Origin of the sequence: Pseudovibrio sp. POLY-S9 (assembly GCF_001431305.1) — a bacterium.
In the GTDB taxonomy this organism is placed as follows: domain Bacteria; phylum Pseudomonadota; class Alphaproteobacteria; order Rhizobiales; family Stappiaceae; genus Pseudovibrio.
In genome coordinates, this window is sequence record NZ_LCWX01000132.1 from 29515 (window position 1) to 54102 (window position 24588).

General features: G+C 49.7%; 26 protein-coding genes. 10 read left to right on the forward strand and 16 right to left on the reverse strand.

Going from position 1 to position 24588, the window contains the following annotated elements; translation table 11 throughout:
- Both PPL9_RS11530 and PPL9_RS11535 read right to left on the reverse strand, forming a co-directional pair.
- Positions 1–490 (reverse strand): ABC transporter substrate-binding protein (locus tag PPL9_RS11530; RefSeq protein ID WP_152986675.1); only part of this gene is annotated, 490 nt, incomplete at its 3' end.
- A 69-nt stretch (positions 491–559) separates the two neighbouring features.
- A complete protein-coding gene (locus PPL9_RS11535) occupies positions 560–2845 on the reverse strand; it encodes a TonB-dependent siderophore receptor (protein WP_057462833.1) in 2286 nt (761 codons plus the stop codon).
- Positions 2846–3143: 298 nt separating this feature from the next.
- On the opposite strand from PPL9_RS11535, the gene PPL9_RS11540 reads away from it, so the two are divergent.
- Positions 3144–3782: a TetR/AcrR family transcriptional regulator gene (locus PPL9_RS11540; RefSeq protein WP_057462834.1), complete on the forward strand. Its 639-nt coding sequence runs from the start codon at positions 3144–3146 to the stop codon at positions 3780–3782.
- Here the strand turns inward: PPL9_RS11540 and PPL9_RS11545 are convergent.
- A complete protein-coding gene (locus PPL9_RS11545; RefSeq protein WP_057462835.1) occupies positions 3746–4690 on the reverse strand; it encodes a LysR family transcriptional regulator in 945 nt (314 codons plus the stop codon). The two genes, PPL9_RS11540 and PPL9_RS11545, sit on opposite strands and share 37 nt — an antisense overlap.
- A gap of 109 nt (positions 4691–4799) precedes the next feature.
- On the opposite strand from PPL9_RS11545, the gene PPL9_RS11550 reads away from it, so the two are divergent.
- The 7 genes from PPL9_RS11550 (at position 4800) to PPL9_RS11580 (ending at position 11748) form a co-directional block, all read left to right on the forward strand.
- On the forward strand, positions 4800–5777 hold the full coding sequence (locus PPL9_RS11550) for a glutathione S-transferase family protein (protein WP_208989320.1): 978 nt from the start codon (positions 4800–4802) through the stop codon (positions 5775–5777).
- Positions 5777–6703 (forward strand): DMT family transporter, encoded by a 927-nt coding sequence (locus PPL9_RS11555; RefSeq protein WP_057462836.1) that lies wholly within the window; start codon positions 5777–5779, stop codon positions 6701–6703. The genes PPL9_RS11550 and PPL9_RS11555 overlap by 1 nt, the downstream gene beginning before the upstream one ends.
- 60 nt (positions 6704–6763) lie before the next feature.
- On the forward strand, positions 6764–7141 hold the full coding sequence (locus tag PPL9_RS11560) for a nuclear transport factor 2 family protein (RefSeq protein WP_057462837.1): 378 nt from the start codon (positions 6764–6766) through the stop codon (positions 7139–7141).
- A 303-nt stretch (positions 7142–7444) separates the two neighbouring features.
- The gene (locus tag PPL9_RS11565) at positions 7445–7780 is read left to right on the forward strand and encodes an SAF domain-containing protein (protein ID WP_057462838.1); all 336 of its coding nucleotides are present in this window, start codon (positions 7445–7447) and stop codon (positions 7778–7780) included.
- Positions 7780–8955: a UxaA family hydrolase gene (locus tag PPL9_RS11570; RefSeq protein WP_057462839.1), complete on the forward strand. Its 1176-nt coding sequence runs from the start codon at positions 7780–7782 to the stop codon at positions 8953–8955. Before PPL9_RS11565 ends, PPL9_RS11570 begins: the two co-directional genes overlap by 1 nt.
- Before the next feature lie 52 nt (positions 8956–9007).
- Positions 9008–10150, forward strand: coding sequence for a mandelate racemase/muconate lactonizing enzyme family protein (locus PPL9_RS11575; protein WP_057462840.1), 1143 nt, complete (start codon positions 9008–9010; stop codon positions 10148–10150).
- A 17-nt stretch (positions 10151–10167) separates the two neighbouring features.
- A complete protein-coding gene (locus tag PPL9_RS11580; RefSeq protein ID WP_057462841.1) occupies positions 10168–11748 on the forward strand; it encodes a BCCT family transporter in 1581 nt (526 codons plus the stop codon).
- Between the two features lie 77 nt (positions 11749–11825).
- On the opposite strand, the gene PPL9_RS11585 is transcribed toward PPL9_RS11580, so the two are convergent.
- Positions 11826–12500, reverse strand: coding sequence for a GntR family transcriptional regulator (locus PPL9_RS11585; protein ID WP_057462842.1), 675 nt, complete (start codon positions 12498–12500; stop codon positions 11826–11828).
- A 286-nt stretch (positions 12501–12786) separates the two neighbouring features.
- Here PPL9_RS11585 and rirA point away from each other — a divergent pair, with 286 nt between their 5' ends.
- Positions 12787–13257: an iron-responsive transcriptional regulator RirA gene (rirA, locus tag PPL9_RS11590; protein WP_082596779.1), complete on the forward strand. Its 471-nt coding sequence runs from the start codon at positions 12787–12789 to the stop codon at positions 13255–13257.
- A 54-nt stretch (positions 13258–13311) separates the two neighbouring features.
- On the opposite strand, the gene PPL9_RS11595 is transcribed toward rirA, so the two are convergent.
- From PPL9_RS11595 to PPL9_RS11615, 5 genes are read right to left on the reverse strand one after another with little or no spacing between them, the layout of a single operon-like run.
- Entirely contained in the window at positions 13312–14568 is a 1257-nt protein-coding gene (locus PPL9_RS11595) for a TonB family protein (RefSeq protein ID WP_057462843.1), read from the reverse strand.
- A complete protein-coding gene (locus tag PPL9_RS11600) occupies positions 14565–14951 on the reverse strand; it encodes a biopolymer transporter ExbD (RefSeq protein WP_057462844.1) in 387 nt (128 codons plus the stop codon). Before PPL9_RS11600 ends, PPL9_RS11595 begins: the two co-directional genes overlap by 4 nt.
- Positions 14952–14984: 33 nt before the next feature.
- Positions 14985–15368: a biopolymer transporter ExbD gene (locus PPL9_RS11605; protein ID WP_057462845.1), complete on the reverse strand. Its 384-nt coding sequence runs from the start codon at positions 15366–15368 to the stop codon at positions 14985–14987.
- The gene (locus tag PPL9_RS11610) at positions 15358–16083 is read right to left on the reverse strand and encodes a MotA/TolQ/ExbB proton channel family protein (RefSeq protein WP_244272064.1); all 726 of its coding nucleotides are present in this window, start codon (positions 16081–16083) and stop codon (positions 15358–15360) included. Before PPL9_RS11610 ends, PPL9_RS11605 begins: the two co-directional genes overlap by 11 nt.
- A gap of 51 nt (positions 16084–16134) precedes the next feature.
- The gene (locus tag PPL9_RS11615; protein ID WP_057462847.1) at positions 16135–16578 is read right to left on the reverse strand and encodes a hypothetical protein; all 444 of its coding nucleotides are present in this window, start codon (positions 16576–16578) and stop codon (positions 16135–16137) included.
- A gap of 299 nt (positions 16579–16877) precedes the next feature.
- On the opposite strand from PPL9_RS11615, the gene PPL9_RS31285 reads away from it, so the two are divergent.
- Complete coding sequence (locus PPL9_RS31285) at positions 16878–17045, forward strand: hemin uptake protein HemP (protein ID WP_082596781.1); 168 nt, start codon at positions 16878–16880, stop codon at positions 17043–17045.
- 68 nt (positions 17046–17113) lie between these two features.
- On the opposite strand, the gene PPL9_RS11620 is transcribed toward PPL9_RS31285, so the two are convergent.
- The 7 genes from PPL9_RS11620 to kynU form a co-directional block, all read right to left on the reverse strand.
- Positions 17114–18313 carry an ABC transporter substrate-binding protein gene (locus PPL9_RS11620; protein ID WP_057462848.1) on the reverse strand — a complete coding sequence of 400 codons (1200 nt, stop codon included), beginning with the start codon at positions 18311–18313 and terminating at the stop codon, positions 17114–17116.
- An 81-nt stretch (positions 18314–18394) separates the two neighbouring features.
- Positions 18395–19375, reverse strand: coding sequence for a branched-chain amino acid ABC transporter permease (locus PPL9_RS11625; RefSeq protein ID WP_057462849.1), 981 nt, complete (start codon positions 19373–19375; stop codon positions 18395–18397).
- Between the two features lie 13 nt (positions 19376–19388).
- Positions 19389–20261 (reverse strand): branched-chain amino acid ABC transporter permease, encoded by an 873-nt coding sequence (locus PPL9_RS11630; RefSeq protein ID WP_057462850.1) that lies wholly within the window; start codon positions 20259–20261, stop codon positions 19389–19391.
- A gap of 14 nt (positions 20262–20275) precedes the next feature.
- Positions 20276–21046: an ABC transporter ATP-binding protein gene (locus tag PPL9_RS11635; RefSeq protein ID WP_244273382.1), complete on the reverse strand. Its 771-nt coding sequence runs from the start codon at positions 21044–21046 to the stop codon at positions 20276–20278.
- On the reverse strand, positions 21046–21819 hold the full coding sequence (locus PPL9_RS11640) for an ABC transporter ATP-binding protein (RefSeq protein WP_057462851.1): 774 nt from the start codon (positions 21817–21819) through the stop codon (positions 21046–21048). The genes PPL9_RS11635 and PPL9_RS11640 overlap by 1 nt, the downstream gene beginning before the upstream one ends.
- A 318-nt stretch (positions 21820–22137) precedes the next feature.
- Positions 22138–22980, reverse strand: coding sequence for a tryptophan 2,3-dioxygenase (gene kynA / locus PPL9_RS11645; RefSeq protein ID WP_057462852.1), 843 nt, complete (start codon positions 22978–22980; stop codon positions 22138–22140).
- 2 nt (positions 22981–22982) lie between these two features.
- On the reverse strand, positions 22983–24215 hold the full coding sequence (kynU, locus tag PPL9_RS11650) for a kynureninase (RefSeq protein ID WP_057462853.1): 1233 nt from the start codon (positions 24213–24215) through the stop codon (positions 22983–22985).
- Positions 24216–24588: the final 373 nt, after the last annotated feature.

Below are 24588 nucleotides of genomic sequence, written 5' to 3' on the forward strand. Positions count from 1 at the left end.
TCGTGCGCGTCATCTGCTGCCACGGCGTACCGTAATCCCCGAAGTGCTCTTCAGGCACGAGAACCGGCGCAATCTGCGAAAGTATCTTGTACTGAGAACGGGTCATTCCAGACCACAAACCCAAGATCAGATCAGGTTTCAGAGCAGCGATCTGCTCCACATTAATCTCACCCCACATGACTGTCGGCTTGGCATCCCCCAGAGCAGGTTGCGCCCAAGGCCAGACACCACTCGGGTAGCTGCCATACCAACGCCGAAGGGCTACTGGCTTCACTCCCAACGCCAGAAGGAAGTCATGCCCAATGAAGCTGACAGAAACGATCCGCTTGGGCTCTGCAGTGACCGTCGTTGTCCCGTACTGATGCTCAAACATCACTGGAAATTCAGCTGCTGTCGTCTGCTGAAGGCCCAGCAAAGTCACAGCAAGGAGCTGCACAGTGCAGTACAACAGCAGCTTCATTTTTTTGATGCATGCGTGGGTGGTTTGCATGTCACTCTCACAAAACCAGCCACGGACTGAAAAGCCCGTGGCATCACCGTATTTACTGATTGAGAAGCTCTAGAAAGTACTGGTCAACTGCAACCGCAGCTCACGTCCCTTGCCATATGTGCAGTTGTGGGAGTCCATATTCAGACTTGCAGGCACAAGCGATGCAAGTGTCGCTTTACCGCAATGACTAATATATGACTTGTCTGCAAGATTCCGGCCTGTGAAAGAAAGTTTGAAGTTTTGGTATTCATAACTCACGGCCGCATCCAGAAGTGTCGCCGGATCAAGCTTAATCGCGTTCTCATTGTCACCATATCGGTCTCCCAGATATCGCGCTCCAGCGGCAACACTCAAACCATCTAACCAGGTATTTTCCGCAAAGTCGTATTTGAGCCAGAGGGAGCCTGCATGCTCTGGAATGCGCTCAAGTTGATTTCCTAAAAGAGATGAAGTTGTATCTTTTGTGACTTCAGTATCCAGATAGGTGTAGCTGCCGAGCGCAGACAAACCACTGTATAGCTCAATTGCACCTTCAAACTCCAAGCCACGCACCCTGACCTCTCCGGCCTGGATCGACGCTGGCGCAGGTCCTGCGTGGTTCGGGTCATTTGTCAGAACATTATCTTTTGTAATTTGAAAACCGGCTACGCTGAAGAAACCATCAAAACTCGTAGGAGCATACTTGATGCCGACTTCAAACTGCTTTGCATAAGTCGGTTTGAAGGCTCGACCCTCCTTGGTCGTTCCAGCAGGAGGAGCATCAAAGGATGTGCCATAGCTCGCGAAGGGTGTGATGCCGTAATCACTCACATATGAGAGACCAATACGTCCGGTAAGCGCACGGTCAAATGTTTGCTCATCCGCCACTACGGAAAATGGCTCAGGCCTTTGCCCTTTGGTGTCTCGCTCTAGCCAATCATGACGAACATTTAAATCAAGCCGGAACCTATCAAGTATCTTGGAATTTGCTGCAGCATACAATCCGGTTTGCGTAACTGATTGATCTGAGAACCCTGTATAGTCACTCAACAAGGCTGCGTTAATTCCTGGCAGGCTAGGTAGGAGATTTGTAATTTGGCCCGTAAATAGGTTCTTTTCTCCGGCATACCCACTTCCTAAATCAGCTTCGGAATAACCTTTATAGTAATCCAGACCCGCAATAAATTGCGTCTCAACAGCCCCAAATGTGGCATCAAACTTGAGTGCGGTATCAATGGATCCCTGATAGCCAGTTTCTTCGACTTCGTTTTTGACAAGAACAACTGTATCAACACCCGAAGCCTTCGGAACCCCACTTGCTAAAAGCGTGTCAAAGTCTATTGCGCCCCCATTGTAGGCACCATCATAGGTAATATTATTATAAGCCAAGCGTGCACGCTGATAGAACTCAAGGCCATTGTCGAACTGGTGATCAAACTCATAACCAACATAATGCTGGTCACGGTTCAGCCCTTTGCGATCCGGATCACCAGCAAATGTGTCGTAGTCGAAACTACCCTGACTATTTGGCAGCAGAGTCCCATGTTGCGGTAGTATCTGCCAGCTCTCACCCTGAAAATCTTTCTGGTATTGAGCCAGCAATGTAAGTTTTGTGTTGTCGCCAAGCTTCGCAGTAATAGATGGAGCAAAATAGAACCGGTCATCATTCACATGATCCACTTGGGTATCTGACAAACGGCCAACTCCAACCAACCGATAGCTGATTGGAGAACCTTCTGAGAGGGAGCCCGTTACGTCTGCAGCAAGTTGTTTACGGTTGTTGTTTCCATAGGTTGCTTGCAAAATCGCAGAAAAATCTTCTTGCGGGCGCTTTGTGACAGTGTTGACCAGGCCACCTGGCTGGTTCGCACCAAATAAATCGGAGGACGGGCCACGCAGCACTTCAACGCGCTCGACACCAAATGGCTCAATGTTCCAGCCACCCCAGGCAAAAATTCGCAACGGCAACCCATCGCGATAGTTAAGCCCACCAACAGCGCTTTCAAAACCACGAATTGCATAGTTATCGTAGCGAAGATCAAATCCGTAGATCGCAGGTACAACACCAGCGCTGTAGGAAATCGCATCTACAATAGATTCAGCGCCCTGATCTTCCATCTGCTGAGAGGAAACCACCGAAACAGATCGTGGTGTTTCCTCGATCGGCAAACCAATACGGCCAGCACTCGCTGTCTCAGTTGGGACATAACCTAGGGTCGGCGCCAACGCGTCTTCGGCAACGGAAGAGCCGTATACAACAACTTCATCCAGATCTTGATTGGGAGGACCCGCCTCTTGCGCATTCACGTTTCCAGCAAACAGCAGCAAGCTAATAGAGGAGCCAGACAGAAGCGCAGACTTGTAGTGGATGCCCATGTTTTAAACACCTATCCCACTGATAATCGCTCCAAAGGTGTCTGGCTTCTGGCTTGACGTTTAATTTGGCTGGAGCTCAATCATTTGATTTTTCAATACTTTTAGAATTAACTGCAACTTCCGATCTAATGACCAAAAAGTTGAGCAATCACTCGATTTTGACTCCAATAGATAATATGACTTTATAAGTCAAGTTATTCAGTGAGTATATCTGCTAATTTGTTTCTTAATGGCTTGCCACCGGAAATCTTGTTGTGCAGAACACGAGAATGCGAGCTTTACAAAGGACAGCCAGCCCATGTCATCCATGAACGCGCAATCACTCGCTTTGCGAAAGAAAGCCAAACAACAACGTTCACGAGAAAAAATCGAACTTATCCTACAGACAACGCTGGATATGCTGAGCGAAGGTCAGGTTGATAGGATCAACACCAATGAGATTGCCCGCCGTGCTGGCGTCAGTGTGGGGTCGCTTTACAACTTCTTTCCCAACAAACAGTCCATTCTTTATGAGCTGTTTCGCCGTTGGCTGGAAAACGCTTTGACCGGACTTGATGACCTGGATGCACGCTATGATGGCGGTGAGCCAATCCGAGACTATATCGATGATATGTTCGAGCAAATGGCAATCAATGCACAAGCGAACACTGCAGGCCATTGGCAGCTTCGCCGCTCCATGAACTCCTCTAAAGAATTGTCAGAGCTTGAAGAAGCGCACATGGACCAAATTCTGGCACGCTTCATCCGTATCCAGGAGAAGTTTGGCCGCCAACTCCCAAACAACCCGCACCGCCTCGCCTATCTCCAAAACCTCATCAGCGTCTCCTGCCTCAACATCGTCGCCCTCACAGCAGACGAACAAGAACGCAAAACCGTAATGCACTGGTGCAAAAAACTGCTCTATCTGGTGTTTGATGTTGAGAGGCTGGAGGGGTAGAGCCCCTCATCCCAGTAAGGTTCACCGCCACCGATTTCTGATGAGATGAAGTCGATGAAGCTGCGGGTTTTGGTGGGGAGGTATTGGCGGGCGGGGTAGACGGCGTACATGTTTTGGGTTGGTAAGGTGTAGTCTGGCAAGACTTGGCGTAATTCTCCTGATCTCAGATAATCACCTGCTGCGAAGGTGGTCAGTCGACCGATTCCGCAACCGCCTAAAACAGCAACTGTGAGGGCGTCGCCATTGTTAACCTGGAAATTTCCAGAGGCTTCGATTTTGATGGGCCCGTCTGCACCCTCTAATGTCCATTCTTGCTGGTCACTAAAGTATGCGTAATGCAGGCAGTTATGGTGATGCAAGTCTTCCGGGTTTTCTGGCATTCCAAACTCATCCAGATACCCCGGAGAGGCTGCCAGCACGTTGCGGCAAGGTGCTATTTTTCGAGCGATCAAGGACGAGTCCTGAAGGCGACCTCCTCTGATTGCCAGATCAAATCCGCCATCAACTAAATCTACCAAGCGATCATCCATGATCATATCAATGCTGATTTCTGGGTTATTCTTGAGGAACTTAGGGATCAGGGGAGCTATATATAGCCGGCCAAATGTCATTGGAACATTTATCTTTAGCCGCCCCTTCGGCTTGCCCTGTAGCTGCGCAACGGCACTTTCTGCTTCCTGCGCTGCTGCCAAAGCATCTACCGCGCGAGCGTAATAAAGTTCTCCTGCTTCAGTCAGGCTGATGTTTCGGGTGGAACGGTGGAGAAGACGCGCACCTAGATGTTCCTCCAGCAAAGAAACCCGCTTGCTGACAGCTGACTTTGAGACGCCGAGTTGCCTCGCAGCAGCGGCAAATCCCTTTTGCTCAACCACCGTTACGAAAACGGGTATTGCATTTATATGTTCCATTCGCCCTGTCTTATTCGTTCTCTTTTTCTCACCAACAAGTTTCCACATTAGGTGATTATCGTGAAATAGGAAACTTACTAAGTTCTCTTCAGAAAAAGAGGACAGTCCAATGGCTATGATGCTTATCAATGGGCAACTGCATGAAAAACCCAAAAGTAGTGACGGAACCTATCGCCCTATCAGCAGCGATATTCGTAACTGGATAGAACCGAATGTGGCTGCTGAGTTTCCTGCGGAAGAAGATCGCTACCATCTTTATACATCACATGCGTGTCCGTGGTGCCATCGTGTGATGGTGATGCGATCATTAATGGGGTTGCAGGGGATCATTTCTGTCAGCGAGATGCATCCGGTCATGGGGGATAAGGGATGGCAGATTGACCAAACCTTGTTTGATGATGCAGCAGGTGTTCCAAGAGACACATTTATTTTTGAAGTCTATTTGCGCGCCTTCCCCCAGTACACTGGCGCGCTTACGGTCCCTCTCCTGGTCGACAAGAAGACAAACAAGATCGTCAGCAATAATTCAGCGGACATCATGCGGATGCTGAACACATCTTTTGCTGATCTGGCATCCTCAAGCACCAATTATTATCCGGTAGCACTGCGGAGTGAGATAGATGAGCTTGCCGACTTCATTCAGGAAAACGTGAGTTCTGGCGTCTATCGCGCTGGTTTTGCAACGTCTCAAAGTGCTTATGACGCTGCCGTCTCTAAGCTCTTTGAAGCTCTTGACCTTTTGGAGGCCCGGCTGAGTGTTCGGCGTTATCTGACAGGTGCTCAAATCACCAAAGTTGACTGGAAGTTTTTTGTTAGTCTCATTCGGTTTGATGCTGTTTACGTGACACATTTCAAAACCGATCTGCGACGCATTACAGATTATCCCAATCTCAGCTCATATCTCCGCGAGCTCTATCAGTATCCTGGCATCGCCGAGACAGTGAACTTTCAACGTATGCGGGAGCACTATTTCCGCAGCCACCGTCATCTCAATCCCACAGGTATCGTTTCAATTGGCCCACAGCCAAATCTTCTGAAACCGCACGGTCGCGACCAGACCAGTGTCTTCCAGAAAGGAGCTGTCTAATGGATCGTCAAGCAACTTATACGGAAACTGGAAAGCACAATAATCCAACAGGTTACATCATCCTGATCGGGGCAATTGTTGGCGTTAATTACGCTCTTGCCAAGCTTGTGACAAAAGCTGGGGTCACGGCACTGAGCGCAACATTTGCGCAGTTACTATTGGCGGGTTTGTTCCTCTACCTCTTGCTTCATCTGAAGCATGAGAGCCTCTCACTGAAACGCCGTCATATCAAGTATTACATCATCAATGGCTTTCTTGGGATCACAGTGCCTTCGCTGGTTGCATACCTAGTCCTGCAGCATATTCCAGCCTGGCTTTTGACTGTTCTTGTAACTCTATCGCCTTTGATTACGGTGGTGCTCTCATCAATCGTCGACGGAAAGCTGATTGCAACACAGCGGCTTGTCGGGATTTTGGTTGGGCTTGCTGGGATTAGTTTTGTGACACTCAATAGTGCTCAAGTCAGTCAGTTTGATCCTATCTGGATTTTGATTGGGACAGGCATGCCTTTGTCGCTGGCAATTGCAAACATCTACCGCAACAAAGCCTATCCCAAAGACGCCTCCTCAGTTGGGACTGCAACCGGGACCATGTTCTCTCAAGTGCTGTTGCTGCTGCCTTTGCTTCTTCTTGGCGATAGTCTGCCAGCGCTCGTCGAGCCAATCCAGGACATCTGGTGGATCATCCTTGGCATCGGATTTCTTAGTGCAGCGAGCTATGCTCTCACGTTCTTTATTCAAGACAGAACGGACAGTGTTGGCTTCAGCCAAGTCGGATATTTTGCCACAGTTTCAGGCATTTTGGTTGCTGCACTGGTGTTTTCAGAACCCATCAGCATGGCCATCTTCGCTGCTATTGCCGTTCTGTTCTTTGGGCTAGCACTGACAAACGGACACATTCAACTCACGAAACTTCGAGCTCCCTGAATACTGCCTTTTCAGATGCAGCAACCACTCTCCCAACCTAAAAGAACGATAGGAAAGAAAATGACATCCCTCACTAAGACACACGTAGATGCACGCGACTTTGCCAATAAGCTTTATCAAGCCGTCGACTCTTTGAGCGCTGAGGCTGTCGGATCTTTTCTGGCACAAGACGTACGGTTCCAACTTGGGAATTTTGATGAGATTTCAGGTTACCAGCAGGTTGTCGATGCAAATGCAGCCTTTTTCCAATCCATCGCAGCTATGTCACACACACTCAAAGACGCCTGGAGTGTTGGTGATACAGTCATTTGCACGGGCGCGGTGCATTATACGCGTCATGACAAAAGCACACTCCAGATCCCTTTCTCAGCTGTTTTGAAGCGCAATGACACTCTGATTTATGACTATCAGGTCTATGTCGACGTTTCTCCACTTTAGGGGAAATAGCTGATCCCTTCCTGGGTAGAACAGGGAGACTCATTTGGTGGCACGGCGTGAAGCTTTTGGTTTTGCGCCGCTATTTTTTGTAAAAAAACCCGTATTTCTGCTGGATTTTACTTAGTTTTTCCTAGCTGAGAACATTCATCAGCCCCCAGCACCCGAAATTTTTCAAAGCCAAGTCGCTGAATTTTAATAATTAATTCCCCCACCACCTCGATTGTCAGACAATATTGATTTTTCTCAAGACTTGATGTGTATTTTATGCAATAGTCGATTGTAGGACAATCGACGGAGTACATTATGATCAAGGCACTTCGCCTTAATGCTGCAGACAATGTTGCAACCCTGCTGGAAAATGCCAGCAAGGGGGAGACAGTTCTGGTGATCTCCGAACAGAACGAAAGCTTGGGAGAGCTGGAGCTTCTGCAAGCTATTCCCTTCGGCAACAAAGTCGCACTGCGCCCCATGAAACCAGAGGACCAGCTGATTAAAGGCGGCGTCGCAGTCGGCAAAGCAATCAAACCTGTTCCTCAGGGCCAGTTTGCTCACGTTCAAAACATTCGAAGCTTAAATCTGGATATTCCAGAGGTGATGATCAACGAAATCATCACCCAAATGGAAATTGAGGTGGACTGATGCAGACGTTCAGAGGCTATCAGCGAGCAGATGGATCTGTCGGCATCCGCAATCTCATCATGGTTATCGCTGCCGATGAGTGCGCGGAAGGCATCGCACGTGCGATCTCTGAGAAGACGCCCGGTACTGTTGTCGTCACCAATTACAATACCTGCATGTATGGTGGCAACGAAGAGATGATTGGCACCATGATCAACGCAGCGACCAACCCGAACATCGCCGGGGCGCTGGTGATCAATATGGGTTGTGGCAGCATTACGCCTGACCTTGTGGCTGGGCCAATCCGTGCAACCGGGCGTCCTGTAGAGACCCTTACCTGTATTAAAGAAAGCGGAACAGTTTCAACCATTCGCGAAGGGTTGAAGCGTATTGCCAAGATCGTTGAGCATGCCGGTGCAACACCGATGGTTGATGCTCCAATCAGCAAGCTGCTGGTGGGTATCAAATGTGGTGGCTCAGACACCAGCTCTGGCATTGCTTCTAACCCAAGTGTTGGTCTAGCCGCAGATAAGCTGATTGATATGGGTGCCTCTGCTGTAGCCGGTGAGCTTCTGGAATTGCTTGGCTGTGAGCATATTCTCAAAGAACGAGCTATCACCTCAAAAGTCTCTGAGAAGATCGACCAGCTGATCAGTGATGAAGAAAAGCGTTGGCACGTTGAGGGCACTCAGGTTGAAACCATGAGTGTTGGTAACAGCATTGGCGGCCTGACAACCATCGAAGAAAAGTCACTCGGCGCTCTTGCAAAAACAGGCTCCAGGCCAATTCAGGATATCTTGCGCATCAATGCGACTAAGTTGGAAAAGCCAGAGGCTCCAGGCATGTACTTGTCTGAAACGACAATGCTTTGTGGTGGCTCAGCGATGCATTTTGCAGCACTCGGCTGTCAGGTGATCCTTTGGACCACTGGTGGGGCTGGTTTCAATAATCCGATTGTTCCAGTCATCCGCGTCAGTGGCAACAGTCAGCTGATCAATGAAGACATCGACATTGATGCAACCGGCATCATGCGCGGTGAAGACAGCCTTGAGAATGTCTCCGAACAAATCCTGAAAACACTCGAAGGCGTGATCAATGGCGAGAAAACCGCCATCGAAGACTTTGGCTACGCTTACTGCTCACTCATTCAGAAAGATCAGCGCGTCGAGCGTTTGCTTTCCATCCCCGCAGAATAATTAAAACAACGCGCAGGCCTTCATTGAGGACCTGCGCATCAGGGAGAATAAAATGAAGATCACTGATGTTGAGGTCATCCATCTTCGTGTCCCGCTGCTCGCACAAAATTGCGAGTGGGGCGAAGATGCACTGATCGTACGCATCCACACCGACACTGGTCTGGTGGGGCTTGGGGAGTCAGACAGCTCGCCAACCGTGATTGCAGCACTCATTGAAGCACCGCAGTCCAACTTGTATTGCACGGGTCTGAAGTCCCTGCTGATCGGCGAAAATCCACTTGAGATCAGCCGCTTATGGAACAAGATGTATTGGTCCAGCAACTATGTTGGTCGTCGCGGTGCTGGCATTCATGCCATGAGCGCTATCGATATTGCACTGTGGGACATCTCCGCCAAGCACTATGGTGTGCCACTGCATATTCTGCTGGGAGCGAAGTATCGTGATCGGATTCCGGCTTACGGCACTTTCATCCCGGCAGATAACCCAGAAGACAACCGCAAGATCGCACAGGATCTGGTCGCAAAGGGCTTCACCAGCCTGAAATTTGGCGGCGGCATTCTGGGTGATGATCCAGACACTGATTATGAGATTGTACGCGTTGTGCGTGAAGCAATCGGTCCAGATATACAGTTGCAGATCGATCTTGCCACCAAATGGCGCACTGCCTCTCATGCTTTGCATATGTGTAAGCGTCTGGAACCTTTCAATCTGCACTGGATTGAAGAGCCCGTCATGGCTGACGATGAACGTGGCTATGTGAAACTTGGAGCTCAGGCATCTCAAAAAATTGCTGGCGGTGAAGCGCTCACCACATGCCGTGAGTTCCACGACATGCTGGAGCGTTGTGAGCCAGACATCATTCAACCAGACATTACACGTTGTGGTGGCATCACCGAGATGCGCAAGATTTATGACATGGCGCAGATGCGCGGTGTCCAACTCATTCCTCATGGGTTCAGCACAGACATTCTGCTTGCTGCATCTGTGCATTTCCTTGCCTCCTGCGAGCAAGGAAACCTGATGGAATACTCCCAGAGCAATAGTCCGCTTGTTGCGGGTAACGGGCTGGCTAAAGAGCCAGTGGTCTTCGCTGAGGGGCAGCTTGTTGTTCCTGATCGCCCAGGCCTTGGGATCGAGCTGAACGAAGACCTAATCAAAAAATATCAAGTGAATGCACAACCTGCTTACGCTTGAAGATGGAGGAATAACAAATGTCTAACACTGGGAAAAGATTAGACACCTTACTGCTTTCAATAAGTCTGGGGTTTGTCATCGCCATTGTTGCTGGCCTGACAATCTTCCCTGAAAAGGGCAACGAGATAGCCAACTACCTGTTCGGTACATTCAATGCGATCTTCGGCACGCCTGTGCTGCTGCTTGTGTTTGGATCAGTTATCTTTCTGGCTGCGCTTGGTATAAGCAAATACGGCAATATCCGTCTGGGTGAAGGCAGCCCTGAGTACAGCACATTCGCATGGGTTTCCATGATGATCTGTGCAGGTCTGGGTTCTGCAACAGTATACTGGGCCTTTACTGAGTGGGCATATTACTTCAACGCCCCTCCTCTAGGAGTTCAGACTGGTACGACTGCGGCTTACGAGCTGGGCACTGCTTACAACCTGTTCCACTGGGGCTTCAGCGCCTGGGCAGCTTACTGCATTGTCTCTCTGCCAGTTGCTTACCACTTCCACGTTCGCAAGAACCCTGGTCTCAGCCTCTCAGCTGTGTGTACTGCTATCCGCGGTGACAAGCCGATAACTCCGCTTTGGCGCTTGATCAGCCGTGTGATTGACGTGATCTTCATCTTCACCATCTTCGGTGCACTTTCCATCACACTTGGTGTGTCTGTGCCGATGGTTTCTGAGATCCTGTCTTCTCTGATCGGTATTGAACCAACCTTCAATGTGAATCTGGTACTGATACTGATTATCTCCGCATTCTTCTCTCTGAGTTCATATGTGGGCATTCAGAAGGGTATGGCGCGTATCAGCTCAATGAACACATATCTGGCAATCGGCTTCTGTATTGCTGTGTTCCTGGTTGGCCCAACAATGTTCATTGCGAAGTCTACGGTGAATGGTCTTGGCATCATGATCCAGGATTTCATCCGCATGAGCCTTTACACTGATCCGGTTGACAATGGCGGCTTCCCAGAAGGTTGGACAATCTTTTACTGGCTCTACTGGATCACCTACACTCCGTTCGTATCCATCTTCGTGACCAAAATCTCCAAGGGTCGTAGTATCCGCGGCGTCATCACGAACATGCTGCTGAGCGGTAGTGCTGGTTGCTTCTTCTTCTTCGGTATCCTTGGTGGTCTGTCTCAGTCAGCAAACGTAACCGGTCTTGTTGATGTTGCTGGTCTTGTAGCTTCCGGCGAAGGAAATCAGGCGATTGTTCAGGTCATGAACACCCTGCCACTCAGCGCGATCTTCATCGTTCTGTTTGCGCTGGTCTCCGTTCTCTTCCTGGCAACCACTCTGGACTCTGCAGCCTTCACCATGGCAGCGGCTTCTACAAAGGGCCTGAAAGAGAACGAAGAGCCATCTCCAATGCTGCGCCTGTTCTGGTGTGTGATGCTGGCTGCAGTTCCACTTGCGATGATGTTCATTGACGCCCCACTGAACACCATCAAAACATGTGCCATCGTAACCTCTATCCCACTGATGTTTATCATCAGCTATATGGTTTACGGATTCATCAAGTGGATGCGTGAGGACTTCGCTTTAACAAGTGGCGAAGATATTCTCCGGCAGTCCCGCGAAGCAGCTGGTGCTGTTCCTGCGGAATAAGCTTCCTCCTCAGGCAAAGCAAAAGGGCGACCTCCGGGCCGCCCTTTTTTATGACTATCTCAAATCTTCAAGCACTATCAGTCGTCAGTCGCCAGCTTAACATGTTCATGTTTCAGCTTATGGCCCATTTCAGTGAAGGTACTGATGTTCTCAATAGCGAGCTTGCGGGCCTTTTCCGCCTCGCCAGAGCAAATGGCTTCCACTAAACCGACATGGGTGTTCGCACTGTCTTCAATATCAAAGTCAAAGTGCGTGATACGAATATAGATTGAAAGCTGATTGATCACGCTCTTGTACATGTGCGCCAAGCGTGCACTCTCACTCAGTTCAATGATCAGCTTGTGAAGCTCAAAGTCATAGAACGTAACTTCTGTAAGTGAGACGCCGTCTTGCTGGCAGATCTCCTTGAAGACCTCCAGCTCTTTACGCAGCCGAACAGCCTTTTCCGGCGTGATCGTTTCAGCTGCCATTTGAGCAGCCTGACTCTCCAGCGCGACACGAAGGTGATAGATTTCCCAGATATCGTGGTCCGTCAGTGTCGTCACGCTCCACCCTGCATAAGGCTTTTGCGAGACAAGTCCTTCGCTCGAGAGTGTGTTCAACGCCATGCGCACGGTTGTGCGTGAAAGCTCCAGACCTTTTGCAAGCGTACTTTCCGTCAGCTTGTCGCCTGAGACATAATGACCCGCCAAAATCTGCTGCCTCAGAAAGTCTGCGGCTTGCTCCTCAAGGCTTTGTTTTGAAATCTTCATTGGAACTCAATTGCGTCCGTCGTGTTCACTCTCATATTTGAGCTGTATCACCATTAGCTTGCTGAATAAATGACGAGTTTCTCACGCCAGATATTTGCTCTGTGATTATTGTAGGATCAGCTGGATTTAGATATATTTTGCACGTGCACTGGCAAAAGAACGGTCTCGGGTTTGTTTCCAGCACCGACAAAGTTTTTAATGACTCTAAACTGGGAATGGTTTATTGTTGAGTTAGAGATGCATATTTTTATTGACGACAGACACCGGAAGACGCATAGCTAATATTATGAGACTCACTCAACAAACCAACTATGCTGTACGTGCCCTGATGTATTGTGCGGCAAATCCTGGCAAGCCAAGCAAAGTTGCTGAGATCGCGGCTTCGTTTTCCATGTCGGAAACTCACCTTTTCAAGATCATGAAGGTGCTCGTTGACGCTGATCTGATGAAAACCATCCGAGGGCGTAACGGTGGTATCGTATTGCCACGTCCAGCTGAGCAAATCAGTGTAGGACAGGTGGTACGTGCAACTGAAGAGTCATTCCTTCTTGCTGAGTGCTTTGACAGTGGCCGTCAGGACTGCCCGCTCGTCAACCACTGCGGCTTCAATTCTGTTCTGCATGAAGCGCTGGAAGCATTCCTCGGTGTGCTCGACAAGTGCACGATTGCGGATCTTGCTGACAACCGCGCGAGCATTCGCCACCTGTTGCAGATTGAAGACCCACTTCTGCCAAAGAATATGGCTGCTGCTGAGTAAGCGCACCAAGAGCGACGAGATGATCAGGCAGCGAATATTCGCTGCCTTTTTTTGTTATCGTACTTTGAAGACTATCGGCGCTGTTCTACTGACCGTATTATTCCTCATCGAGGATGGAAATGCAGGGAATGGCGCAGCGGCCTTTAGGGCTTTCAACGCGGCCTGATCAAACCGCTTATTCCCACTCGACCGGGATAGCCTAATTCCCGTTACAGCCCCATCTCTGTGCACGACAAAACTCACACGGACGATGCCTGACTTCTTCCGATTCTTCTCACGTCTCGGGTATCGTCTATCTGCCGCACGCTGGATCTTCTTTTGCACCTTGCCCCAGTAATTGCTCGTTGCAGCATTGCCTGCACTGTCGCCGGAGCCAGCGATGTTGTTGCCATTCTTTGAGGTGTTGGAGCCTTTACGGGCGACCTTGGAGCCACGAGCAGAATTAACATCCGAGTTACCTGCTTTCTTGGCAGGTTCTTTCTTGGCTTTTGGTGGAGCCTTCTTGGCAGTTTTCTGCGGCAGCTTGGGACGTGGCGGCGCTGCTCGTGGGACAGGAACCGTTACTGCGGCAACTTCAGTCTCAACAGGCTTTGCCTCAAGCTCTTTCTTTTCGTCAACGGGTTCAGCTGTCTTCTTTTCTACCGGCTTCGACTCTTCAGGTGTTTCCTGTTGTACCAATTCCAGTTTTTCTGGTTGAGCTGATTTGGCTTCTTCCGGTTTAACTGCTTCTTGTGGCTCTTTCAGCTTTACAAGATCAACGTCATTAGTCGGCTCTACTGGTTCTTGCGGTTTAACAGGCAGAACTTTTGCAACTTCAACGGGCTTAATCTCCTGCACCTCAGCAGGTTTGATTTGTTCGGGCTGAAGCTCAAGTTTGAGCGGCTTAATTTCTTCTTTTGGCTTGATTGGCTCAATCTCAGCCTTGATGGTAACACCTTCAGCAACAGGTTCTGGTAATGGTTTCACAGCCTGCGTTGCAATCGGTTTGATTGGTGTGATCTCTGCTTTAACCAGCTCAATGGGCTCAACAGACTCAATCTCTTTGACTTGCTCTATCGGAGTTTCAATCTCACGAGGCTCAACTTCATCTGGCTGGTTTGGCTCAATCGGTTCAACAACTTCCTTAGAACCTGCAATAAGATCCTCAATCGACCCGACGACAGAAAGTGACGTTGACCGTGTTGAGGCAACCTGAACTTCAGGAGCCCGTGTATAGAACCAAGCAAACCCAGCTGCGTGAACGCTGACAGACACGAGTAAGGCGGTCGTGAGGGCTGAGCCACCGATTTTCCTGCGAATGCTCTTCTTCATTGGGCAGCCCTTACAGTGACCAATGTGATATCAGAGAAACCTTGTTTTTTCAGCGCGGCAAGGGTTCTGGCAAGTGTCTGACCAGACAGTGCCTTGTCAGCAACAACCATCAGAGGGTCTTTATTGCCGTCCAGCGGTATCAGATCCTCAACAAGAACTGGTTGTTCGTTTTGGCTTATCGATCCATCAGGAGCGATAATCAGCGCTCCGGCAATAAGCTCACGACTGGATTGCTCCTGCGTTTCTGCAGGGCTCACGTTTTTTGCATCGTCTCTATCAATTGAACCTGCAAAGAGGAAGAAGATGAGCATCAGGAACACGATATTGATCAATGGGATCGTGTTCTCAAATGTCCTCTTTTGTGGTTTTGTCTTCAGACGCATTCTTTAAACTTCTTATTTCGCAATATTTTGAATTCAATTGCCAACGATCGTCGCTGACCAGCCTGCTGTTTTAAGCATCTCAAGCGCACTCACGACATCCTGCACAGTGGAATCCTTGGCAGGAATGATCGCCACAGGTCGTACTTTTTCGATACCTGCGTTGTCGAGCGCCGCGATCAACGCCTCAACCTTCACCCGATCACCGTTCACCGACAGCTGTCCTTCTGCGAAAACTTGCAGAAGGATTGGGGTCTGTTCCATTTGTCCTGCGCCTTCAGCTCCCGATGTCACATCCAACTTTTGATAGATCGAGAACGTTGAGGCGAGCATGAAGAACATCAGCAAAAGGAAGATCACATCAATCAGAGATGTGAGACCAGGCGCACGACTTCTTTTTGGAGCCTCACTAAGGCGCATCGTGAACAACCTCAAAACGTGGCTGTGTTCCAACCTGTTCCGCTTCTTCAGATTGGGTAGCGATGGACGTGACTGCCCCGGTGAAGAGTTCAGTGACGATCTTTTCCATTGCCCCCTGCTCGCGTTCGATGCGGCCTTCGAACAGTGACAGCATCACAGAAGCTGGGATTGCAACGGCCAGACCAACGGCTGTTGTCAGCAGCGCAACCCAGATGCCACCTGCCAGAGTAGATGGATCGACCTGCGACCCAGCGTCGGCCATAGCCTGAAACGCCCCGATCATCCCAAGCACTGTTCCGAACAGGCCGAGTAGAGGAGCTATCTGGGCAATCATATCCAATGCCCGCAGATAACTGCGAAGATCCGCGAGATGCGTGAAGCAAACGCGCTCGACATCTTCCCGGACTCTTTTCTCAGGCACCTGCGGTTTCATGAGACCGCGCATGGCATGTGCCAGAACGTCGGAGACCGGAGAGCGATCTGTTACCACGATCCTGTAGGCCTGATCACGCTTGCCGACGCGCCAGAAGGCCACAGCCTGCTCAGCTTTGCGATGACGACCAACGCCTGCAATCCAGAACTGCCAGAGTTTTGCAATGACAATTGTTAGAGCAAGTACGCTGACAACCAGCAGCAACCCAACAACCACACCACCTTTTGCAAGCAGATCCATAAAAGGTGTCATTGCTGCGGTCAGGCCCAGGTTTTCAATCATGGCATTCATTCTGGAAATCTCGTTGTTTTTCTAATTCAGTTCTGCAGCGGTTCAGAGTGTTAGTTCTATCGCAGCGCGAGAGGATACATTCAATGAGTCTAAGCAGCTAGCCGGAGATACATTTTCAGCTCCCTCGCACTGGCTGACATCATTGATGAGCAATGACGAGATGTCTGCACAACTGCTGGATGGGAGGTCATACTGCTGAACTCGCGTCTTTCCGGAAGGAAGACGACCTGTCTTCATGCTCAGGAAATCAGCAATTCCGCCTGTACTATCAAAGACTACCAAATCCAACGCCAGTTGATTGATCTCATCTTTAAGGTGATTGCGAACAAGAAGGCTTACACGACACCCGTTCTGAGTGGTCTCAGCTTTATTCAACTGGAGAGCGATCACTGGTTCTCTTGTCGTGTTTGCTGCTTCAGCTGCAGTTATTTGCGTTATCCACAAGGCAGCAATAGCAAGTGAAAACAGCTTAACCAACTTATTCATAGGACCCCAACCCAAAAATTAAAACTTAGTTGCAAATGCAAATCAGTCGCAGATATCAAGGATATCGTGGGCTGGCTGGCCGTTGAGGGAGAGAGTAACAGCTGGCTTGCGCATCGATACAAATCCTACTCCAGGACGGTTTGCGGGAGGACGCGATCTCCAGCAATTATTGAGTAGGCATTGCACTTGTAATAAAACATGAATATGAAAGTCAAGAAATAAACGCGATAGAGTCCCCCTAGCTCTTGAGGGTATCGCGACCATCCACGCTAGCCAAAATTGGGGAAAGGCTGAGGCGAATGACTGATATGGAAAAAGCTCAGGAAAGCTCACAAAGTCAGCCACATGAGCGCACTGTTGATAGCAAGGCACTCTTTGGCGATGAGCGCGAGATCACAATCTCCCATCGCGAAGATAACTACCGATTGTCGATCACGAAACTTGGCAAATTGATTCTTACTAAGTGAGAAGTTTGCCATGAAAAAAGCCGGCCTGAGATGAGGCCGGCTCTTTCCTTATTTGACTGTTCTGAGCCTTAGTTCAGAGCCTGCTGCAGCGCGAATGCATCGCCTTCGACCTTGAACAGGCCGTAAGAACCAGGGACGTCGCCAGCATTGTCAAAGTTCAGGTCGCCAGATGCGCCCTTGTAGTCGATGTCTTTGCCAGCTGCGATCAGCTCAACTGCCTTCTTCCATTCACCAGGAAGAACAGCTTCACCCTGTCCGTCGGACACAGCAGCCATTGCCTCGGAAACCTTAGCAGCGTCACCACCAGCTTTTTCCAGAGCCAGAGCCATCAGGAATGCAGCATCGTAGGAGTTGGATACGAAGATTGCATCCGGGTTACCGCCAACCGCTTTGTACGCTTCGTTGAAGAGCTCAAGGCTGTTGGACTTCTCGCCTACTGGAGAAGAAGCAATGAATGTGGTCAGATTTTCAGCGCCGAGTTCACGGATGATTGCATCTGACTTCATGCCATCGCCGCCAACGAAGTTGGTGAAGAAACCGTTTTCCAGCGCCTGGCGCAGGATGGTCAGGCCAGTGCCGTCACCGTAATCGAAGATTACAAGCGTATCTGCGCCACCACGGGACAGCTCAGCAAGATTGGAACGGTAAGATGCCTTACCTTCTTCGTGTGCTGAATATCCAGAAATCTCACCGCCGTTTGCTTCAAATTCAACTTTGAAAGCATTTGCAAGGCCGCTGCCATAATCGTTGTTGAGGTAGGCAACAGCAACTTTCTTAGTGCCGAGGTTCAACAGCGTACGTGCGAGTGAGCGGCCCTGGAAGTCATCGGAAGGTACTGTACGGAATACCTGACCTTTATCTTCCAGACCTGTGATTTCAGGGGAAGTCCCTGATGGTGTGATCAGCGTGATACCAGCTGGTACAGTCACAGAGTTCGCAACAGCCAGAACTGAACCAGAGCAGTGTGGGCCGATAAGACCCGCAACCTGTTCAATGTTTACCAGCTTGGTTGCGGAATCCACGCCGTTCTGCGGGTTACACGCACTGTCGCCCACAACAGCTTCAAGCTTCTGGCCACCCAGAATACCGCCCTGCTCGTTCACCTGCTGGATAGCCAGTTTTGCAGAGTCCAGCATTGGTGGAGCCATAGCCGCGATTGGACCAGAAATACCTCCCAGAAGACCGACTTTTACATCAGCCTGAACAGCGTTGGATGCAAGTGCAGTAGCGCTGAACAAGCCTGCTGCCAATGCGATTTTCTTAAGCATCAGTTCACCTCCAAAGAGCCCTGTTTCAAATACTATCCGGATTGACCAGGGCGTTAAAATTTATTTCCACGAGTGCTGGCGTTATTTCGCTGCACTTTCTTGTTTTTGAAAGGTTTTGACTTCTGGACTGCCAGCGGTTCCCTGAGGTTCCGGCAAGATCCCTTCCGGTCTGAACCGGAGGACCAATTGCAGAAGCAAGCCAATGATAAACACGCGCATGTACTTAGCTTTGATGGCGTATTCTGTTGGCAGCTGATCCGTTACAAACTCTGACGCAGACCAGATGATCCAGACAACAGCAACGCCGAGAAGTGCACCACGGTTGTTACCTGAGCCACCAAGGATCAACATAATCCAGATCAGGAATGTGGCGATCATCGGGTCGATGGCTTCAGGGGTTATGGATCGGTTAAAGTGAGCAAACAGCGCACCACCAAGCCCCATCACAGCAGCACCGAAGATGAATGCTTCCAGACGACGCGCCTTGATGTCCTTACCCATTGCCGTTGCCGCATCTTCATTGTCACGGATACCGCGCATCATACGGCCCCAAGGAGCCGAAATCTGACGCTCGATAGCCCAGTACACGACGAGCACGATGGCAAAGACCAGAGCAAGATAAGCCAACTGGGAATACAGATAGGACAGATCACCAAATGGACGCGGGATCTTATTCACGCCGCGTGCGCCACCTGTCATCCAACCTTCTGACTTCACGACCAGACGGATGATTTCCGCCACGCCGATTGTCGCGATTGCCAGATAATCAGAGCGGAAGCGTAAGCAGACTTTGCCGATTGGCCATGCAATTGCGCCAGCAGCGACCATCGCACCGATCCAACCCACAACAACGGGCAGCTGGTAGCCACCCAGATGGACAGCGGATTCTGGTGCCGTGAGCAGCGCAGATGAATAAGCTCCAACAGCGAAGAAGCCCGCAATACCAGCGTTAAAGAGACCGGAAAAGCCCCATTGAATATTAAGACCGAGAGCCAGAAGGGAGTAAATGCCGATAAAGATCGCCATGAACACCGCATAGTTAAGCAGACCGATGAGTTCCATGTTTCTTCTCCCCCTACAGAACTTTACCCTTGAGCAAGCCAGTTGGCCGCACAAGAAGGATGAGCAGGAGGATCGCAAACGCCATGGCGGCCTTGTACTCTCCCGGGATAAACAGAACAGATGTTTCTTCAGCTATGCCAACAATCAAGCCGCCAATGACTGCACCTTCCACACGCCCTACACCGCCAAGAATTGCAGCTGCGAACATTGGCAGAAGCATGGTCCAGCCCATAAGCGGTTTCAGTTCTGTGTTGATGCCAAGGAAGAAACCAGAAGCCGCACACAGAACGCCGACGATGCCCCAAGTCAACATTGTGATTTTGCGATTATCAACACCGGAAAGTAGCGCAAGATCCGGGTTATCGGACATGGCGCGCATGGCCTTGCCCCACTTGGTTTTCTGCAGGAATGCCCACAACACACCGACGATCACAAACATTGCAATGATGGTGTAGATCTCGCGATCACGGATGCGGATGCCCCAGTAATCATCTGGTCTGACGATACCACGGGTATAGGTTTCTGTATCAACACCCCAGACCACCTGAACGACAGCACGCAACATCAACGCGATACCCAGTGAGGACATCACCACGATGATCTTTGGACGCTCTGAGAGGTAGTCGTAGAATAGTTTATCGATGCCGATCGCCATAAACGCGCACACAACCATGGCAACGGGAAGAGCAACCCAAGGGCTTACTCCGAAGATGGTCACCACGCCGAGGGCCGCAAATGCGCCAAGCGTTGCGAGGTCACCATGCGCAAGGTGCGCAAATCTCAAAATACCGAATACCAGCGTGATACCAACTGCGCCCAGAGCGTAAATTGAGCCCAGTACGATCCCCGGCATGAGGTAAAAATTGACGAATTCCATGAATGGCATTGGATTTTCCCTTATTACCCGCCGAGGAACATTTCAGCGACTTCACGATCTGCGAGCAGCTCCTGCCCCGTTCCTTCATGCCGGTTGCTACCAGCTGCAAGAACGTAGCCTTTGTCAGCAAATGCCAATGCTTGCTTGGCGTGCTGCTCTACGAGCAAGATCGAAAGACCTGCATCACGCAGGTTGCGGGTGATCTCAAAAATCTGCTCCATGTATTTTGGAGAGAGACCAGCGGTCGGCTCATCCAGCAAGAGCAATGACGGGTTGAGCATTAATGCACGGCCCATTGCCACCATCTGACGCTGACCGCCTGACAGGTTTCCAGCCAACGCATTGCGGCGTTCTTTGAGATCAGGGAACAGGGTGTAGACCCTTTCCAAACTTTCAGAAATGTCACCTTTCCGTAGGAAGGCCCCCATTTCGAGGTTTTCGTGAATGGTCATCTCACGGAAGATGTTGTTGACCTGAGGGACGTAACAAACACCGTGCTGTACAATACGGTTTGGCTTCCAGCCCGCGATGTCTGTTCCATTGACGACAATAGAACCTCCGCGAACCTTCAGAAGGCCAAAGATCGCCTTCATCGCAGTCGATTTGCCAGCTCCATTCGGGCCAACGATTACAACAATTTCCTGCTCGGTCACTTGCATGTCGACCCCTTGCAGGATGTCTGCATCGCCATATCCGCCACGAACACCTGTCATGGTGAGGATTGGTTTGCCGGAGTATTTTTGTTGCACGGAGTTCTTTGACATTGGTTGCTCTGCAATTGCTTGAGACGTCATTAGAGTGCAGCCTCCCCAACCGTTTCACCGAGGTAGGCTTCAAGCACCCGCGCATCAGAACGAACGGTCTGGAAATCACCTTCAATCAGAACCGAGCCTTCCGCCATACAGATCACCGGATCGCAGAGCTTCTCGATCATCTCCATATCGTGCTCAATCAGAACGAATGTGTAGCCACGTTCCTGGTTCAGGATTTGGATTTTGTCTTCAAGGCGGCGTAGCAATGTTCTGTTGACACCAGCGGCAGGCTCGTCCAACAGAACAAGCTTTGCATCGGTCATCATTGTACGGCCAAGCTCGAGAAGCTTTTTCTGTCCACCGGATAGATTACCTGCACGCTCATTTACAACATGAGACAGTTCCAGAAACTCCAGTGTCTCTAAAGCTTTCTGGCGTACTTCTTCTTCTTGTTTCTTCACGCTGCCAAAGCTGAGCCAGTTCTGGAATAAGCTCTCACCCTTTTGAGCGGGCGGAACCAACATGAGGTTTTCGAGAGCTGACAGACGATGAAACTCATGCGGGATCTGAAATGTACGTACCAAGCCTTTATGAAACAGCTGATCAGAGCTGAGGCGCGTTACATCTTCTCCCAAAAATTTGATTTTTCCAGCAGTTGGCTGAAGGGCACCGGCAATCAGATTAAACGTTGTGGTTTTACCAGCGCCATTTGGACCGACTAAACCTGTGATTGTGCCCTTTTGAACCGAAAATGAGCAATTATTGACGGCTCTAAACCCGCCGAATTGCTTCGACAGCTGTTCGATTTCCAGCATTATTATCCCCCCAGACTGCAAAGGACTGGCGTTTTATTGTTGTCAAGCACCTACCTAATGCCCTTAGTAGCATATTATTTCAAGGCAGAAGTCCGCGCCATTTGCAGCCTAATCACTCGATTATTGTGGTTCTATCTGGACAAGTTGAGTGAAACTTTCCAGATTCCATCTCCCAACAACCTTCCCATAAGTTGCGAGAAAACAGCTTCGACTGCGCATATATTGCCTGAAACATATCGATAATTCCACTTATATGCGCAGTTTGAAGAGATTTTAGAACAAAATAATTCCATAAATTGAGTAATTTTCGCAGCAATCTTACAGATCACTGCGCACCTGCCAAAGTTCTGGAAACAGCACAGTATCCAACATTTTTTTCAGGTACGGTGCCCCTGAAGTGCCTCCAGTACCCATTTTGCTGCCAATAATACGCTCTACGGTTGTAAGGTGATTGAATCGCCACCGACGAAAAAAGTCCTCAAAGTCGATTAACTTCTCCGCGAGATCGTAGAAATGCCAATTATCACGTGGATTGCGATATATTATTTCCCAAGCCTTCTGAACTGACGCATCAGTTGTATATGGCTTGGTGACATCCCGTTTGAGTACTGCATCGGAGATTTCGAAGCCTGCACGCGCCAAAGCACGCACCATCTGATCATAGATGCCCGGTGCCTCATAAATCTGATGAAGCCATGCTGATACTTCCGGCATATGCTCATGTGGTTTCATCAGGGCCGGGTTTTTGTTACCGACCACAAATTCGATGGCACGGTATTGGTAGCTTTGGAATCCAGATGACTTGCCGAGGCTATCGCGGAACGTGGTGTAATCGCTTGGCGTCATGGTGCGCAGAATGTCCCACGCGCTATTGAGCTGCGCGAAGATCTTGTTGACGCGGGCCATCAGCTTTGAGACCTCAGCAAACTCATCCTCTGCCAAAGCAGTGCAAGCCTCCGACATCTCACGGATCGCCAGCTTCATCCAAAGTTCGGCTGTTTGATGCTGAATGATAAACAGCAATTCATCATGAGCTTCAGTTAGAGGCGCTTGCGCACCCAGCACATCGGAAAGACGAAGGTAATCGCCATAAGACATGTTTTCTTTGAAAGAGAGTTCTGCCCCGTGGTGCTCTAATTTGCGATCAATACTCTCAACCATGCTTATGTAACCTTGCTCTTCTGGTGGTATTCCGGCTTGTCCCAGAGATTTCCTGCAATAATTTCTTCAAGAATCTCAGCAGCTTTTAGGACCTCAGCAAAAGAGAGGTACAGAGGAGCAAACCCGAAGCGGATGATATTTGGTGCGCGGAAGTCCCCAATCACTCCACGATCAATGAGTGCTTGCATGACTGCATAGCCTTGCTCGTGATGGAACGAGACTTGAGAACCGCGCTTAAGTGGGTCCGTTGGTGACGCAAGTGCCAGATTAGGGCAGCGACGTTTGACTTCGGTGATAAATAACTCACTCAACTCAATGGATTTAGCCTGCAGCGCTTCCAAAGAAGTCTCATCAAACACATCCAAAGATGCATCCAGAGCCGTCATGGCAAGAACCTGAGGCGTACCAACGCGCATCTGGTCTGTCTTAGCAGATGGCGTATACCCCAGATCGAAAGCAAACGGCGCATCGTGCCCCATCCAGCCCGTTAGTGGGTTACCAGAATGGTTCTGATGTTGTGGCGCTACATAAACAAATGCCGGAGCACCGGGGCCGCCATTGAGATACTTGTAGGAGCAACCAACGGCAAAATCCGCCTTTGCTTCCTTCAGATGGACCGGAAAAGCACCTGCAGAGTGGCATAGATCCCACATCGCCAACGCGCCAACAGAATGCGCTTTCTCAGTCAACGCTTCCATATCGTGCTTGCGGCCTGTGCGGTAATCCACTTCTGTGAGCATCATGACTGCAACAGTATCATCGAGAGCAGCTTCAACGTCTTCCGGAGCAACCAGACGCAACTCAATGTCGCCGCCGGCCAGTTCTTTCAGACCTTGCGCCATGTAGAGATCAGTCGGGAAGTTTCCTGTATCGGACAGAATAACTTTACGCTCCGGACGCATTTTGATGGCAGTCGCCAGGACTTTAAAGACATTAAGAGAGGTGCTGTCGGCGCAGATCAAGGTTCCGTCATCAGCTCCAACGAGCTTGGCAATCCGGTTTCCGACTTTGCTTGGCAGATCAATCCAGCCGTGGCAATTCCACCCTTTAATGAGGCTTTTGCCCCACTGCTCTTCGACCGCATTGGCTAATACCGCAGACACATTCTTAGGAAGAGCCCCCAATGAATTTCCGTCCAGATAGATAATCCCATCAGGAATTGAGAAAAGCTGGCGCAAATGAGCGAGCGGGTCAGCTCCATCTCTTTGCTCAATGCTTACTGCATCCAGTTCCACTATCAGCCCCCTATTATCGTTTTTATGATCACACTCTTTTTGGCATCAAAGCAATACCGAGCTGCGATTCCATTTTTTAATATTTCAAGTTTAAAGTATTTTTAGCAACAGTCTCGCCATGAAGTCTAGGTAAAAAGTATTATCTAGAAATTTCAGAACAAATATTCTAAATATGTAGAAAAGGAAATAAATCTCGCTCAATCTGGCTGCAATCACAGCGATATCTTGCAATAGCGCTGAAAAAATATAAGCAGTACACTAGATAGTCAGGGGCAGATCTAACTTCCTACCACAAACAAAGGAAAGCTCTGCTCACGGCTGAAGATCTGGATCAAACAAAAATGAAACTAGGCCGGATCACTGTTAAGGAAGA